The sequence below is a fragment of the Cupriavidus sp. 01L415 genome (assembly GCF_056400065.1).
Genome location: NZ_JBFTSP010000003.1, coordinates 222,228 through 237,687 on the forward strand (window position 1 = coordinate 222,228; position 15,460 = coordinate 237,687).

Below are 15,460 nucleotides of genomic sequence, written 5' to 3' on the forward strand. Positions count from 1 at the left end.
ACGCAGTGCGCTCCCATGAAGACCGTCCCCACCTACTCGCTCTACGGCGTAAATTCGTCCGAACCCTTGCTGGACCAGCTGCATTTCGAGTCGATCGCCTCGCGCAGCCAGCTGTACGCCTGGGAGATCAAGCCGCACCGGCACGAGCGCTTCCTTCAAATTCTGTACATCCACACCGGCAGCGGCGAAGCGTTGCTGGATGGCAGGCGCGAGCGCCTGTCGGGCGGGTCGCTGATCACGATGCCGCCGCACCACGTGCATGGATTCGTGTTCTCGCCGGATACCGACGGCATCATCGTGACGATGACCGAGAGCTACCTGCGCACGCTGCTGGCGGGCGTGCCCGGCACGCCGAAACTGTTCGAGCACCCGCGCCATGACCGCGTGGGCCGGCGGCACGCGCTGGCCAGCACGCTGGCGCTGTTCAGGATGGAGATGGAGGGGGTGTCCGCATGGCGCGGCGCGGCGGCCTCGGCGCTGCTCACGCTGCTGCTGGTGGGCATCGCGCGGCTGGCGGAAGCCTCGGGGTCGGCCACGGCGCAGGCCAGCAGCCGCCCCGCGCGGCATTTCCAGCAGTTCCAGCAGTTGCTGGAATCCGACTACCGCGTGCAGAAGGAAATCACGTATTACGCGGATGCGATCGGCGTCACCTCGACGCAGCTCAACCGTATCTGCCGGCAGCTCGCCGGCGCCTCGCCGCTGCAGATGATCCATGCGCGCCTGCTGGCCGAGGCGCAACGGGACTTGCTGTTCAGCGACCTGGATATCAAGCAGATCGCCATGACGCTGGGCTTCGCGGACGCCGGGTATTTCTCGCGCTTCTTCGCGCGGCTGGCGGGCCAGACGCCCACGGCGTTCCGGGAGTCCGGCCGCGCCCGCCTGCCGGCATTCGCGACCCGTGACACCTGAACGCCTGACCGGGCGGCACGTTCAGCCGCGCGCCTGATCGATTTCCGCGAAGACTTCCTCGGCCATATGGAATGCCGAGTTGGCCGCCGGCACGCCGCAGTAGATCGCGGTCTGCAGCAGGACTTCCTTGATTTCGTCGCGCGTCACGCCGTTGTTGGCCGCGGCGCGCAGGTGCAGCTTCAGTTCCTCCGAGCGATTGAGCGCCACCATCATCGCGATGGTCAGCAGGCTGCGCGTATGGCGCGGCAATCCCTCGCGCGTCCAGATCTCGCCCCAGGCATAGCGTGTGATCAGGTTCTGGAATTCCTCGTTCAACGGCGTCAGGCGCTGGAGCGAACGGTCCACATGCGCACTGCCGAGCACATCGCGGCGCACCGACAGGCCGGCCTCATAGCGCGCGGGCTCATCGGTGACCGGGCGGCGCCCGTTGATGAAATCCAGCAGCGCGGCGGTAAAGCGGCCCGGCTGCTCGCGGTTGGAGAGGTGCGCGGCATGTAGTTCTATATAGAGTGCCCCCGGAATCGCTGCCGCCAGCGCGCGGCCCTCTTCCGCCGTGGTCGACGGGTCGTCGCTGCCCGCAATCACCAGCACCGGCACCGGGATCGTCCTGACCGCCTCGCGCAGGTCCGCATCGCGCACGGCGGCACAGCTCCCCGCGTAGCCGCGCGGGTCCAGCCCGGCCAGCACCGCGCGCAGGTCGTCCAGCGCACGGCCGGAGGTCGCCACGAAATCCGGCGTGAACCAGCGCTGGATCGATGCCTCGGTCAGGCTGCCCATGCCATCGCGCAACACGGTGTCGATGCGCGTATTCCAGGCCTCGGCCGTGCCGATCTTCGGCGCCGTGTTGGCCAGCACGATCTTCGAGAAGCGTTCGGGCGCATAGGAGCCGAGCCACATGCCCGTCAGGCCGCCCATCGACAGGCCGCAGAACACCGCCTTGTCGATGTGCAGCACATCGAGCAGCGCGACGACATCGCGCCCCAGGTCTGCGACAGTGAAGGCGGCGTCCGGCGCGGTGGAGCGGCCGTGGCCGCGCACGTCGTAGCGCACCACGCGGAAACGGCCCGCCAGCGCATCCGCCTGCGGCTTCCACATCATGTGGTCCGTGCCGAGCGAGTTGGAGAAGACGATGACCGGCGCATCAGCCGGACCGTCGACGGTATAGAAAAGCCGGGCACCGGCGTGATCGATATAGGGCAAGACAAGTCTCCAGTCAGGCGCCGGGCGCCGTGTGATGTCGGTCAGCGTGTCGTTCTGCGGTTGCCGCGCGCCAGGCTGCGACGGCGGCGTCGGCAAATCGTGCAGATTGTCCCGCGTAATGCGCGGGGTCGCTCACGCGGTCCAGCGTGGCGTCATCGAGCAGGCCCGCATGCGCGGGATCTTCGGCCAGCGTGCGGGATAGCGCCTCGCGCAGTGTTACGCCCTCTTTCACCGCGCGGCGCGAGGCCTGCTCGACCAGATGATGGGCTGGCAGGCGGCCGACCTTTCCGCCGATTTCGAGCATCGCCGCCTCGCCAAGAATCAGGCCGTGCGTGAGATCGAGATTCGCGCGCATGCGGGCGGCATCGACCTCCAGTCCGGCCACGACCTCGCCCATCTGGCGCAGCGCGCCGGCGGCCAGCGCCACGATCTGCGGTAGCGTGTCCCATTCCGCCTGCCAGCCGCCCAGCGCGCGTTCGTGGTCCTGCACCATGCCGGCCAGCATCGTGGCCACCAGCGGCGGCACCCGCACGGCAGCGGTCAGCACGGCGGCGCAGCCCACCGGATTGCGCTTGTGCGGCATCGTGCTGGAACCCCCGCGGCCGGGCCCACTGGGCTCCGCCACCTCGGCCACTTCCGTCTGCATCATCAGCGAGATATCGCGTGCCATCTTGCCGAGCGTGCCCGTCAGCATGCCCAGCGTGGCGGCCGCCTCGACCAGACGGTCGCGGTGGGCGTGCCACGGCAGCGTGGGCAGGTCGAGGCCGAGTTCCTGCGCGAGTTGCGCGGCGACGTCCGGCGCGTTGTCGCCAAGGCTGGCCAGCGTGCCGGCCGCGCCGCCGAACTGCAACGCGCGGGCCTGGGCGCGGGCATGGCCGAGCCGGCCGAGATCGCGCCGCAAGGCATCGAGCCAGCCGGCGGCCTTCAGCCCAAACGTCATCGGCAACGCATGCTGGAGCCAGGTGCGCGCCACCATCGGCGTGGTGCGGTGCGTCAGGGCCAGCGCGGCGCAGGCGTCGCCAAGCTGCAGCAGGCCGGCATCGAGCGCGGCCAGTGCGTCGCCAATCTGCAATACCAGTGCGGTGTCGATGATGTCCTGGCTGGTGGCGCCCCAATGCACGAAGCGTCCGGCCTCGGCATCGTGCTGCGTGACCACGGCAGTCAGTTGCCTGACGAAGGGAATGGCGAGATTGCCCGCGGCCACGGCGGCCTCGGCCAGCGCGTCGAGGTCGATCAGCACGATGGCATCGGGACGCGTGCAGACCTCGGTGATGACCGCGGCGGCCCTGGCGGGGATCACGCCGCAACGGGCTTCGGCGCGGGCCAGCGCGGCCTCGACATCGAGCATGCGACGCACCGTGCCGGCATCGGAAAAGATGTCCAGCACGGCGGGACTGCCGAACATGGGATCGGTCAGGCGGGAAAAGGTGGGCATCGTCGGCGGGGGCGGACCGGTGGAAATGCTCCGATTGTCAGGCAAAGCGCGCGGCGCGTGGGATTTACCCTCGCGCCGCGCGCCTGAGTTTCAGCGGCTCAGAGACTCGGCGTTTCAGATATCGAAGAAGACGGTCTCGTCCGGACCCTGCAGCACCACGTTCCAGCGGTACGTGTTCGGGCCGGCGGGCTCGGCGATCAGCGTGGCGCGGCGATCGGCCGGCACCAGTGCCAGCACGCCGTCGGCGGCATTGGCGGCGGACTCGTCCGGGAAGTACATCCGCGACGCCACATGCTTGACCAGTCCGCGCGTGAACACGGAGACCAGGATGTGCGGCGCCTGCAGGCGGCCTTCCCCGTCGGGCACGGCACCCGGCTTGACCGTGGTGAAGCGGAACGATCCGTCGGCTTCGGTCGGCACGCGGCCAAACCCAGTGAAGCCCGGCACGAGCGGCAGGTCACGCGCGTCCTCGGCATGGCGATAGCGGCCGGCGGGATTGGCCTGCCAGATCTCGACCATGCCGTCGGGCACGGCTTCGCCGCGGCCATCGACAACACGACCCTCGATCACGATGCGCTGGCCGGCGAGGTCAGGAGCGTCGGCCGTGAGGTCGGCGCAGTTCAGGCCCGTCAGGCCGATATGGAGGTAGGGACCTACGGTCTGGGATGCGGTGGCGTACAGCATGGCCTTACTCCATCGGCGTGGCATCGCGGCCGCGCAGGACGATATCGAAACGGTAACCCAGTGCGTACTCGGGCGCCGTGGTTTCCCAGTCGAACGTGGCGATCAACCGGTCGCGCGCCTTTTCGTCGGGCACGCAGTTGAAGATCGGATCGAACGCCAGCAGCGGGTCGCCGGGGAAGTACATCTGCGTCACCAGTCGCGTGGCATAGGCATTGCCGAACAGCGAAAAGTGGATGTGCTGGGGACGCCAGGCGTTGTGGTGATTGCGCCAGGGATAGGCGCCCGGCTTGATCGTCTTGAACTGGTAGTGGCCGCTGGCGTCGGTGATGGTGCGGCCCTCGCCCGAGAAATGTGGGTCGAGCGGTGCGTCGTGCTGGTCGCGCTTGTGCGTGTAGCGGCCGGCGGCATTGGCCTGCCAGACCTCGATCAACGCGTTGGGCACCGGGCGGCCATTTTCGTCGAGCACCCGGCCGGTCACCAGGATGCGCTCGCCGATCGGCTCGCCGCCGTTGCCCACGGTCAGGTCGTTATCGCCAGCGCGGACGAACTCGGGGCCAAACCCCGGGCCGGTGACTTCGGACAGCGACTGCGGCAGCGCGATCAGCGGCTGATTCGGCGAGCGCAGTTGCGTCGAGGCATAGGGGTCGAAGCGGTATTCGGGCTGGGTGTCCCAGTACGGACGGCGGTACTGGGCGGGGCGGGCGGAACGGGGGGCCATTGCGCTGTCTCCGTTGTGGTCGGTAGGAATGGGATTGACTGTATGCAGCGCCAGAAGTCATGTAAATTGAGATTTAGCGTTATTTCGATGAATTTCTGTTATGCAACGCAATATGCCCTCGCCCGACGTCGCCCTCGACACCTCCCTCGGCACCTTCCGCAGCCGCATCCGGCTGCGCCACCTGCACTGCTTCGTCGCCGTGGCGCAGACCCAGCACCTGGGCCGGGCCGGCGAGCGGCTGGGCCTGACGCAGCCGGCGGTGTCCAAGACGCTGACCGAGCTGGAGGAGCTGGTCGGCACCCGGCTACTGGTGCGCCAGCGCGCGGGGACCGACCTGACCGCGGCGGGCATGCGCTTCCTGCGGCATGCGCTGCGCATCCTCGAGGACGTCGATGCCGCGGCCGACAGCCTGATCGGCGCCGACGCGCCGCGCCATGAACGCATCCGCCTCGGCGCGTTGCCGAGCATCGTGCCCGCGCTGCTGCTGGACGCGGTGTCGCACTTTCGCACCCTGCATCCCGAAGTCGGACTGGCCGTGCAGAGCGGCATGAACCGAACGCTGATCGACCTGCTCAAGGCCGACGTGCTCGACCTGGTCATCGGCCGCATGGACGACCCCGCGGCGATGGAAGGCCTGTGGTTCGAATCGCTCGGCCCGGAGCCGCTGGTGCTGGCGGTGCGCGCCGGGCATCCGCTGGCGGGCAACGCCAGGCCGACGATGCGCGAGGTGCTGGCCTGGCCGATGGTGATTCCCGCGCTGGGCTCCATCCCGCGCCACAGCACCGAAAGCCTACTGGCGCGGCACGGCTTTGGGTTGCCCGAGGGCTGCCTGGAAACCGCCGACGCGTACCTGAGCCGGCTGGTCACGCAGCAAAGCGACAGCGTCTGGGCCGCGCCGCTTTCCGCCACACGCCGTGCCGTGGCCGCCGGCGAGATGGTGCTGCTGCCCATCGACACGCAGGGCACGGAGGAGCCGATCGGGCTGCTCCGGCGCAGCGATCGCACGCTGGAACCGGTGGCCGAGGCCTTCGCCGAAGGCATCCGGTCGATCGCCGCAAGCCGCTGATCCGCCGCTTCCCGAAAATTTTTTTCCCGCGCGCCGGCACCCCTTCGCCGGCCCCCGCGCGCCTTGTCGCGTCGCGCCTTCGCGGCGGTGGTGCCCCCGCCAGACCGTCGGCCCCTTCCGGGTTTACGCCGATGTTTCCGCGATAAAAACGCTGCGTATGATCCGTTCCTACTGAGAACATCAGTTCGCTATTAGAACAAAAACAGCAAAAACGGCCTTTCGACAGCCCGCCAAAGGGTGCCGGAACGGTCGCCAACCATCCGAAACCGGAGACAAACATGTCCCAGCCCCCACGCCCCGCGACCGGCACGCTCGACGTCCAGTCACTCATCGACGGCCAACGCTTCTCCGCGTATCAATGGCTCATCCTGGCGCTATGTTTCCTGATCGTCGCCATTGATGGCTTCGACACGGCTGCCATGGGCTACGTGGCGCCAGCCCTGGTGCAAGACTGGGGAATCGATAAGTCGTCACTTGGCCCGGTGATGAGCGCGGCGCTCTTCGGCCTGGCATTTGGCGCGCTGTTCGCCGGCCCGATGGCCGACCGCGTGGGCCGCAAGAAGGTGCTGGTGGCGTCCGTGTTTTTCTTCGGCGCATGCAGCCTGGCGACGGCCTTCGCGCCGACGCTCGGGTGGCTGACCGCGCTGCGCTTCCTGACCGGCCTGGGCCTGGGCGCCGCCATGCCGAACGCGGTCACGCTGATGTCCGAGTACGCGCCGGCCCGACGCCGCGCGGTACTCGTCAACACCATGTTCTGCGGCTTCCCGCTCGGCTCCGCGGCCGGCGGCTTCTTCGCGGCGGCGATCATTCCGCACCTTGGCTGGCACAGCGTGCTGGTGTTCGGGGGCGTCGTGCCGCTGGTGCTGGCCGTCGTGCTCGTGGGCGCGCTGCCCGAATCGATCCGCTACATGGTGGTGCGCCAGTATCCGGCGGCGCAGATCCGCAAGGTGCTGACCCGCGTGATTGGCCTCGCTGGCGCCAGCCGTGCCGGCGTGGAAGGCGCAACGCATTTCACCATCCATGAAGCCGCGCCCGCGGCACGATCGGCCATCGGCACGGTGCTGGCCCCGCGCTACCGGCTGGGTTCGGCCATGCTGTGGCTCACGTATTTCATGGGTCTGGTGATCTTCTACCTGCTGACCAGCTGGATGCCCACGCTGATGAAGGATGCGGGCTTCACGCTGCAGCGCGCCTCGTTCCTGACCGCGCTGTTCCCGCTTGGCGGCGGCATCGGCACCATCGCCGCGGGCTGGTTCATGGATCGCTTCAACCCGAACAAGGTCATCGCCATCACCTATGCGCTGACCGGCGTGCTGATCTACGCAGTGGGCCAGGGCACGGGCAACCAGTTCATGCTGGGCGCGCTGATCTTCCTGGCCGGCACCGCCATGAACGGCGCGCAATCGTCGATGCCTTCGCTGGCGGCGGGCTTCTATCCGACGCAAGGCCGGGCAACGGGCGTGGCGTGGATGCTTGGCATCGGGCGCTTCGGCGGCATCACGGGCGCGCTGCTTGGCGCCGAACTGCTGCGCATGCACCTGGGCTTCGACGCGATCTTCACGCTGCTGGCGATTCCGGCCTTCCTGGCCGCCGGGGCGCTCGTCGTGAAGCATCTGGGCGGGCGCGGCGCGGCCCAGCCCGAAGGCGCAGGGCGCGCGCAAGAGGCCGTGTCGGGGCATTGAAGCTGTGTAGGTAAGCCTGTGTAGGGAAGCGCGCATGCAAGCGTGCATTGAAGCGCCCCCGGCGCCTGACGGGCCTTGATTCACGCACCGATCGTGCTACCGTTCACAGGAGCGCACAAAACGCCGCCCGGAGGCCGGGCGGCGCACGATCTTGGACCAGGACAACCTCTTCTTCATCGGCTTCATGGGCGCGGGCAAGACCACGATCGGGCGGACCGTCGCCCGGCATCTGGGCCGGCCCTTCTTCGATTCCGATCACGAGATCGAAGCGCGCTGCGGCGTGCGCATCGCCACCATCTTCGAGCTGGAAGGCGAGGAAGGATTCCGCCAGCGCGAAACCCGCATCATTGATGAACTGACGCGCCGTAGCGGCATTGTTCTGGCCACCGGCGGCGGCGCGGTCCTGCGGCCCGAGAACCGCGACATGCTGCGCATGCGGGGCCGCGTGATCTACCTGGATGCCTCGCTGCCCGAGTTGTGGCGACGCACGCGCCGCAACCGGAACCGTCCGCTGCTGCAGGCCGACAACCCGCGCGCACGCCTGGAAGCGCTGTTCCGCGAGCGCGACCCGATCTATCGCGAGATCGCCGACATCATCATGCCGGCGCACTGCGGCAGCGTCGCGCAGGCCGCGTCCGCCGTGCTGGCGCAGCTTGGCCTGCCGGCGATGGACGTCACGGCGCACGACTGATGCGACAAGAGCCACGAAACCCGCGCCCCGGCCATCGCCGGAGCCACTTGAACCATGCCCGGCGGCACCGAATCCACGGTGACACGACCCACGTGGGAGGCATCCTCATGCGGCTGCAAGACTGGATAGCGCTGGTCATCGATGGCGGGCTGCTCTGGAATGATGCGGAGCAGTGACGCCAGCCCCCCGGGCGGGGTCCCGCATGTTCCGCCGCACGTGCGGCCGGCAAAGGCCGATGCAAGCGCGCGCGCGGCAACGCCCGCCGGCACGGCGCATCCGTCTCATTGCCACGCGCACGCGCCGACGGTCACGCACCTGCCCTGCCCCGGTCCTTGCACGCTGCCGGGCTGTGCTGCCGCTGACGCGGTGTCGCCTGCCGAGCGCTATGCCGAACTGTTTGTCGACGTGCAGGCCAGCGGCTTGTTCGCCGACAGCAAGACGTTTCCCGATTGCATGCCGCTGGTAGACCCGGACACCATCCTCGCGCGCTACCGGGCGCAGCGCGATGCGCCGGACTTCTCCCTCGACGCCTTCGTGCAGGCTCACTTTGCGCGCGAGACGATTCCCGACGACCACTACATCTCCGACCCGCGCAGTTCGCTGCGCGACCACATCGACGGGCTGTGGCCGGTGCTGACGCGAGATCCCGGCGAGCATCCGCCGCTTTGTTCGCTGCTGCCGCTGCCGCGCCCCTACGTCGTGCCGGGCGGGCGCTTCCGCGAGCTGTACTACTGGGATTCCTATTTCACGATGCTGGGGCTGTCGGCCAGCGGGCGCTACGATCTGCTGCGCGCGATGGCCGACAACTTCGCCTACCTGATCGACACCTACGGCCTGGTGCCCAACGCCACGCGCACCTACTACCTGAGCCGCTCGCAGCCGCCGGTCTTCGCGCTGATGACCAGCCTGTTCGAGCGCCAGGGCATCGACGCCGCGCTGGTCTACCTGCCGCAGCTGAAACAGGAATATGCCTTCTGGATGGATGGCGCCGGGCACCTGCCGCCGGGCGCGGCGCACCGGCGCGTGGTGCGGTTACCCGATGGCACGCTGCTGAACCGCTACTGGGACGACCGCGCCCACCCGCGCGAGGAAGCGTATCTGGAGGACGTGGCAACGGCGCAGCGGAGTGGCCGGCCGGCCCACCTGGTCTACCGCGATCTGCGCGCGGCGGCGGAATCGGGCTGGGATTTCAGTTCGCGCTGGTGCGAGGCGGCGGCGCCGGGCACGTCGACAACGCCGGCCAGCGACCTCGCGACGATTCGCACGACCGCGATCCTGCCGGTCGATCTCAATGCCCTGCTCTGGCAGACCGAATGCCGGCTGGCGGCACTGTCCGACGCGGCGGGCGACACCGCAGCGGCGACGGGATACCGTGACGCGGCGGATCGCCGGCGCGACGCCATCGCCACGACCATGTGGGACGACCGGGCCGGCGCGTTCTTCGACTTCGACTGGCACCGCGGAACGTTGCGCACACAGCTGACCGCGGCCACGCTGATGCCGCTGTACCTGCGCATGGCCACGCCCGAACAGGCTGCGCGCGTCGCGGATGCGGTGGCAGCCCGGCTGATCGAGGAAGGCGGGCTGGCGACCACCGAGAGCGACTCCGGGCAGCAATGGGACCGGCCCAACGGCTGGGCGCCGCTGCAATGGATCGCCATTCACGGACTGCGCCACTACGGATGCCACGCGCTGGCCGACGACATCGCACACCGCTGGCTGGCCACCGTGGCCAGCCTCTACACCCGCGAATACAAGCTCGTGGAGAAATACCGGCTGCAACGGGCGCCCGACGACGGAGCGGTGGGCGGGGGAGGTGGGGAATACCCGCTGCAGGATGGCTTTGGCTGGACCAACGGTGTGGTGAGCGCACTACTGATGGAATACCCGGACCACCCCGCCACCCGCTGCCAGGCTGGCAAGGCCGACGCCAATACGTAGCGGCCGCATGTGAAACCGCTCCGCCGAGGCTACACAATGGCTGGCGGGCGGAGCGGCCCGCTTTTATCGGAATCGCATTCCTTTGTTCAGAATCGAGGCGACGCGGAACCTGCTTTTCCCGGCTTCGACCCCCATCGGCCAATAACTCATGTGAGTTATTGGCGCCTGGCGTCGGGGAAGTCACACTTCTCGCAGGGCCACTCGACACGGTCCAAAACGACTTGGCAACTCTTAATACCCCGACGATCCCGCGCGTCGGGGTAATTTCTTCTGCGGGCCGTTTTTCTGCAGTGCCCCTCAGGCGCGACTGGCCACGACGTGCTTGCAAGCACGCCGCACGCTGCCTCCCCCATCGAACATCCATCGCACGCCGCTCGCACGCTCCACGCATTCTCCGCGCATCGGCGCGATGCCGACGCTTGCCCAGGATCAACCCGCTCGTCACAGGTGGACAAGAATTTCGGGCGCTTGCAGAGGCATGATGACGGCCGGTTCTCGGACTTCAGGAAAACCCATCATGCCAACTCTCACCGTTCGAAACCTGGACGACGACATCGTGATCCGGCTCCGCCAGCAGGCCGCCATGAACGGCCGCAGCGCGGAAGCCGAACATCGCGCGATCCTGGCGCAGGCGTTGCGGGGCACGCCGCGCAAATCGCTGGCGGCCTTCGTCGCTGAGCCCCCCCGGCGAGGCGCGCGGCAAGAGCGACGAGAGCGATGTCCCACGGCGTCAGTAAGGCCACGCCTCACGCAGGCCCGACGGTGTCAACGCATCGCGCATCCGCTCCCGGACGGACAACAACGGCGCGTGTCGCCAATCGGATCGCACCGTGTCGCCTTCCGGTTTGGCCGGCGAAGGACGCGCTCCTAGACTCGGTGCGTCGATCCACGGAGAACACCCATGCCATCCTCGTCGCACTGGTTTCGCAAGCTGCTGCCAACGGCTTTTGCCACGCTTGCCATCGTCAACATCCATCCGGCGCTCGCCGATCCCTGGCCGGTCAAACCCGTCACGCTCGTCGTGCCCTTCCCCGCCGGCGGCGGCACGGACCTCGTCGTGCGCAGCCTCCAGCCGCAGCTCCAGCGCGAGCTCGGGCAGCCCGTCGTCATCGACAACCGCAGCGGTGCCGGCGGCACCATCGGCTCCACCTTTGTCGCCCGCGCGGCAGCCGATGGCTATACGGCGGGCGTCGTCACCACCAGCACGCATGCGGTCAGCGTGAGCGTGTATCCGCGCCTGCCCTACAACCCGGCGAAGGACTTTGCCTATGCGGGCTTCATCGGCACTTCGCCCTATGTGCTGGCCGTCAACCGCGACCTGGCGTCGCGCGACACCCGCGCGCTGATCGCCCGCCTCAAGGCCGGCAAGAGCCAGTACAGCTTTGGCTCGGTGGGCGTGGGCACCGTTTCCCACCTGATCGGGGAACAGTTCCAGAAGCTGGCGAACGTGCCGCTGACCCACGTGCCGTATCGTGGTGCGGCGCCGGCCTATACCGACCTGATCGGCGGCCAGGTGCAACTGATGTTCGACAACCCCGTTGGCCTGGCCCCGTACATCAAGGCGCAGAAGGTCGTGGCGATTGCGACCACGGCGCCAACGCCCCTGCTGGCTGACGTGCCGACGTTCGCCAGCCAGGGCATCGACCACTTCGACCAGCAACTCTGGTATGGCGTGGCCTTCCCCAAGGGCACGCCGGCGGCTATCGTCGACAAGTTCAACGCGGCGCTCAACAAGGTGCTGGCGGACAAGGCCGTGGCCGCCGACCTCGCCGGCAAGGGCGTCACCGCCCAACCGGGCACCCCGGCCGCGCTGCAGTCCGCCGTGCAGAAAGACATCCCCTACTGGGGCACCATCGCGAAATCCGTGGGAGCGACCCTTGAATAAGACGACGCCCGACAACAGGCCCATCAATGTTGCAGGCGGCACTCCCGGCGATGTTGCCGATGAAGTCGCGCTGATCCGCGTGTTTGTGCGCGGCGCCTGTGGCGGCAATCCGGTGCCACTCGTGGCCGATGCCTCAGGCATGACGGCGGCAGCCATGCAGGCCGTGGCGGCCCGGTACGGCCACGAATCCGCCTTCGTGCTGCCACCGGACATCCCGGGCTGCGACTGGCGCCTGCGCTTCTTCGTGCCCCAGCACGAAATGGAAATGTGCGGGCATGCCACCGTCGGCACGCTTTGGGCGCTACGCAAGTGGGGCCGCTGGACCAGCGACGTGGCGCGCATCGAGACGCTCAGCGGCATCGTCCTGGCACGCTGGGACGATGCGGCGCAGCGCGTCTGGATCTCGCAGCCGGCCGCCAGCGTCCAGACGCTGCTCGCGCACGATTGCCAACGCATCGCCGAGGTGCTGGGCCTGTCTGCGGAGGCGGCCCGGTACGCCATGCACAACGCGTCAACCAGCCGCGTGAAGACGCTGGTCGCACTGCCGTCGGTCGACATGCTGGACAGCCTGCAGCCGGACTTCGGCCGCATCGAAGCGCTGTGCGAATCGATCGGTTCGACCGGCTTGTACCCGTTTGCCCACGGGGCCGTGGCCGAGCGTGGCCAGCCGGTGATCCATGCGCGACAGTTCCCGAAGTCTTCCGGCTATCCGGAAGACGCGGCCACCGGCATTGCCGCGGCGGCACTGTGGGGATACCTGACGGGCATCGGCCCGCTGGCCCGGCCCGGCGAGGCGCGCCCTTCCATCGCCGTGCGCCAGGGCGATACCATGGGCAGCCCGTCTGAAATTTTCGTCGCCCCCCGGCACGATGACGGCGGGCAGCCGGCCGGATGCTGGCTCAGTGGCAATGTGGAATGGAGTCAACCATGACGAAGGAAACCCCGGAGCAACGACTGGCGGCGGCACAGTTCGCGCTACCGCCCGCCCCGACGCCGCGCGGCGACTATGCGCCGTACTGTGCGATCACGCCCGGTGGGTTGCAGTGGGTGTCCGTGGCCGGGCAAGTGAGCCGGCAAGATGGCGTGCCGATGTCGGGGCAGTGCCGGACCGACGACGACATCGCGCCGGCCGGCCGCGCTGCCGAGGTGGCCATGCGCAATGCGCTGGCGGCATTGCAGGCGGCCTGTGGCGGGCATCTCGACCGCGTCGCGCAGATCGTCCGCTTACGTGGCTTTATTCGCGCCGCGCCCGAGTTCACGCGTCATGCGGCCGTGCTCGATGCCGCGTCGGCGGTGCTGCGGACCGCGTTTCCGACGCAGCCCTTGCCGGCACGCAGTGCGCTGGGCGTGTCCAGCCTGCCGGACCAGACCTGGATCGAAATCGAGATCGACGCGCTCGTGGCATCGGCCTGAAGGTCACGACGAGCGACTCCTGACGAACGGTCACCGGTCCGGCGCGACCTCGCGCAACAGGCGGCCCAGGTGGCCGCTGCTGGCAAACCCCAACTGGACGCTGACGCTGGCAAGCGTGCGTCCTTCGTTTATCAGCGTCCGCGCATGCGTCGCCAGCACGCGCCGCCGCACGGCAACCGGGCTCGCGCCAAACTCGAGCTGGCAGGCACGCTGCAGTTGACGGATCGACACGGCGAGTTCGCTCGCGACGCCATCGATTGAAGGCAGCGGCCCGTCACGCTCCAGCGCGGCCACGAAGCGGCGCACCATGCGCAGCGCCACCGATGCGGGCTCTTCCGGCAAGGCCAACGGTGCGCCCGCCAGTATCTGTTCGACGATCGCGCGGACGAGGAGCGCCCCGCTGGAAGCGGCGAGCGTCGGCGTGAGCAGCGCCTCGAGCATGGCGAGGGTCGCTGCGTCCAGATGGATCGCCCCGAACTGCCGGCAGCCACGCAGGCGCTCGGGCGGCAGGTAGAGTTCGCCATGCTGCTGGCGGCCCGGCTGGGAAGCGGTGAGGTGGGTGGTGGCCGTCGGCAGCAGCACGGCCGTGCCGCGCGCCAGCGTGGCGGTGCGAGGTACGTCGCCTTCGCGCGCGCGGTCATCCCATGCGGTCCTGAGACTTCCCATGCGCGGCCACAGCAGCATGCCGCAATCGTGCGTGTGCCATTCGCGCCGGAAGTCGGGCTGTCGGCTGTAATGCAGCGCGTAGCCGAGATCGGCGGTCAGGTGGAGCTTGGGAGACAGGCGGGGGATGTCGGCCATGATGGGATCGGCGGCGGGCACCCCGGCGCCGTGCGTCCGGGCAATGCCCCATGGCCGTCGATCATACGCCTCATGCACCGGAGCGGCCGCCCAGGTTCCCCTCCGGCGGCACGGCGGTTGCCATGTCACATTCGACGAGGCCTCTCCGGAGGCTCCGGATCAAGACGCCGCCTGGAAAACTCCAGTAAGCTGCGCGACAAACAGGCTCACACAACAGGACTCCCCATGCCGCGCCGTCGCCAGTTTCTTCAAGCCATTCCCGTCGTCATCGCCGCCGGATTTGCCATGACGGCATCGGTCACCAGTACGTCCGCCCAGGCGGCGGTGCTCGACGAGCAGGACCCCCAGGCAGTGAAACTTGGCTACAAGGCCGACACCACCAAGGTAGACGCTCAGAAATTTCCGAAGCACAAACCCAGCCAGACCTGCGCCAACTGCCAGCTCTACCAGGGGGACAGCACCAGCGCCACGGGCGGATGCGTGCTCTTTGGCAGCAAGGAAGTGGCGGCCAAGGGATGGTGCACCGCCTGGGAGCAAGGCTGACCCTGGCGCCGCATCCGCCCTGCTGCAGGCCCGGAACATTGCGATCCGGAACAGCGGGGCTACACTTACGGCTTCGACATTCCGCATCCCGCACGCAGCCGTGTCCACGCCCCTCGCCACCCTCCCCGCCCTGACCGATTTCCGTGCCGATCCGGCCCCGGCCCACGACCGTCCGCGTCCGGACCGGCTCGTGCAGGGCAACCCCGACCGCACCACCTGGACGCACTACAGTGCCGCGCAAGGCGACTTCGATTGCGGGATCTGGGCGTGCGAACCGGGTGCCTGGCGCATCGCCTTTCCGGCCGGCAAGGAGGAGTTCTTCCACGTGATCAGCGGCCGGCTGCGCATTACAAGTCACGCCGGCGAGGCGCGCGAGTTCGGTCCCGGCGACGCCTGCGTCATTCCGGCCGGTTTTGAAGGGGTATTCGAAGTCATCGAACCGGTGCGCAAGCACTTCGTCGTATTGGATCGCAACACGGGCTGACCACGCCC

16 protein-coding genes are annotated in these 15,460 nt (G+C 68.4%); 11 read left to right on the forward strand and 5 right to left on the reverse strand.

The window, feature by feature from the left end; all coding sequences use genetic code 11:
- Window positions 1-15 precede the first annotated feature (15 nt).
- Window positions 16-909 carry a helix-turn-helix domain-containing protein gene (locus AC1DOX_RS08685; RefSeq protein ID WP_441616564.1) on the forward strand — a complete coding sequence of 298 codons (894 nt, stop codon included), beginning with the start codon at window positions 16-18 and terminating at the stop codon, window positions 907-909.
- Between the two features lie 21 nt (window positions 910-930).
- On the opposite strand, the gene pcaDC is transcribed toward AC1DOX_RS08685, so the two are convergent.
- From pcaDC to pcaH, 4 genes are all read right to left on the reverse strand, one after another.
- The gene (gene pcaDC / locus AC1DOX_RS08690) at window positions 931-2,109 is read right to left on the reverse strand and encodes a bifunctional 3-oxoadipate enol-lactonase/4-carboxymuconolactone decarboxylase PcaDC (RefSeq protein WP_441616562.1); all 1,179 of its coding nucleotides are present in this window, start codon (window positions 2,107-2,109) and stop codon (window positions 931-933) included.
- 13 nt (window positions 2,110-2,122) lie between these two features.
- Window positions 2,123-3,544, reverse strand: a complete 1,422-nt coding sequence (locus tag AC1DOX_RS08695; protein WP_441616560.1) for a 3-carboxy-cis,cis-muconate cycloisomerase — start codon at window positions 3,542-3,544, stop codon at window positions 2,123-2,125.
- A gap of 114 nt (window positions 3,545-3,658) precedes the next feature.
- Window positions 3,659-4,228 (reverse strand): protocatechuate 3,4-dioxygenase subunit alpha, encoded by a 570-nt coding sequence (gene pcaG, locus AC1DOX_RS08700; RefSeq protein WP_441616558.1) that lies wholly within the window; start codon window positions 4,226-4,228, stop codon window positions 3,659-3,661.
- Between the two features lie 4 nt (window positions 4,229-4,232).
- Complete coding sequence (pcaH, locus tag AC1DOX_RS08705) at window positions 4,233-4,946, reverse strand: protocatechuate 3,4-dioxygenase subunit beta (protein ID WP_441616556.1); 714 nt, start codon at window positions 4,944-4,946, stop codon at window positions 4,233-4,235.
- 100 nt (window positions 4,947-5,046) lie between these two features.
- Here pcaH and AC1DOX_RS08710 point away from each other — a divergent pair, with 100 nt between their 5' ends.
- The 8 genes from AC1DOX_RS08710 (at window position 5,047) to AC1DOX_RS08745 (ending at window position 13,624) form a co-directional block, all read left to right on the forward strand.
- Window positions 5,047-6,012 carry a LysR substrate-binding domain-containing protein gene (locus AC1DOX_RS08710; RefSeq protein WP_441616554.1) on the forward strand — a complete coding sequence of 322 codons (966 nt, stop codon included), beginning with the start codon at window positions 5,047-5,049 and terminating at the stop codon, window positions 6,010-6,012.
- Between the two features lie 278 nt (window positions 6,013-6,290).
- Window positions 6,291-7,694: an MFS transporter gene (locus AC1DOX_RS08715; protein ID WP_441616552.1), complete on the forward strand. Its 1,404-nt coding sequence runs from the start codon at window positions 6,291-6,293 to the stop codon at window positions 7,692-7,694.
- A 184-nt stretch (window positions 7,695-7,878) separates the two neighbouring features.
- Complete coding sequence (locus tag AC1DOX_RS08720; RefSeq protein ID WP_092137322.1) at window positions 7,879-8,385, forward strand: shikimate kinase; 507 nt, start codon at window positions 7,879-7,881, stop codon at window positions 8,383-8,385.
- Between the two features lie 159 nt (window positions 8,386-8,544).
- The gene (treF, locus tag AC1DOX_RS08725) at window positions 8,545-10,326 is read left to right on the forward strand and encodes an alpha,alpha-trehalase TreF (RefSeq protein WP_477101263.1); all 1,782 of its coding nucleotides are present in this window, start codon (window positions 8,545-8,547) and stop codon (window positions 10,324-10,326) included.
- Window positions 10,327-10,843: 517 nt separating this feature from the next.
- Complete coding sequence (locus tag AC1DOX_RS08730; RefSeq protein WP_477114003.1) at window positions 10,844-11,197, forward strand: FitA-like ribbon-helix-helix domain-containing protein; 354 nt, start codon at window positions 10,844-10,846, stop codon at window positions 11,195-11,197.
- Between the two features lie 30 nt (window positions 11,198-11,227).
- Entirely contained in the window at window positions 11,228-12,211 is a 984-nt protein-coding gene (locus tag AC1DOX_RS08735; RefSeq protein ID WP_441616546.1) for a Bug family tripartite tricarboxylate transporter substrate binding protein, read from the forward strand.
- A gap of 70 nt (window positions 12,212-12,281) precedes the next feature.
- The gene (locus AC1DOX_RS08740) at window positions 12,282-13,142 is read left to right on the forward strand and encodes a PhzF family phenazine biosynthesis protein (RefSeq protein WP_441616901.1); all 861 of its coding nucleotides are present in this window, start codon (window positions 12,282-12,284) and stop codon (window positions 13,140-13,142) included.
- Window positions 13,139-13,624 carry a RidA family protein gene (locus AC1DOX_RS08745; protein WP_441616544.1) on the forward strand — a complete coding sequence of 162 codons (486 nt, stop codon included), beginning with the start codon at window positions 13,139-13,141 and terminating at the stop codon, window positions 13,622-13,624. The genes AC1DOX_RS08740 and AC1DOX_RS08745 overlap by 4 nt, the downstream gene beginning before the upstream one ends.
- Window positions 13,625-13,654: 30 nt before the next feature.
- Here the strand turns inward: AC1DOX_RS08745 and AC1DOX_RS08750 are convergent, their stop codons facing one another.
- Window positions 13,655-14,425 carry an AraC family transcriptional regulator gene (locus AC1DOX_RS08750; protein ID WP_477101262.1) on the reverse strand — a complete coding sequence of 257 codons (771 nt, stop codon included), beginning with the start codon at window positions 14,423-14,425 and terminating at the stop codon, window positions 13,655-13,657.
- 225 nt (window positions 14,426-14,650) lie between these two features.
- Here AC1DOX_RS08750 and AC1DOX_RS08755 point away from each other — a divergent pair, with 225 nt between their 5' ends.
- Both AC1DOX_RS08755 and AC1DOX_RS08760 read left to right on the forward strand, forming a co-directional pair.
- Window positions 14,651-14,968, forward strand: a complete 318-nt coding sequence (locus AC1DOX_RS08755; RefSeq protein ID WP_441616540.1) for a high-potential iron-sulfur protein — start codon at window positions 14,651-14,653, stop codon at window positions 14,966-14,968.
- Window positions 14,969-15,068: 100 nt separating this feature from the next.
- A complete protein-coding gene (locus tag AC1DOX_RS08760; protein ID WP_441616538.1) occupies window positions 15,069-15,452 on the forward strand; it encodes a cupin domain-containing protein in 384 nt (127 codons plus the stop codon).
- Window positions 15,453-15,460 lie beyond the last annotated feature (8 nt).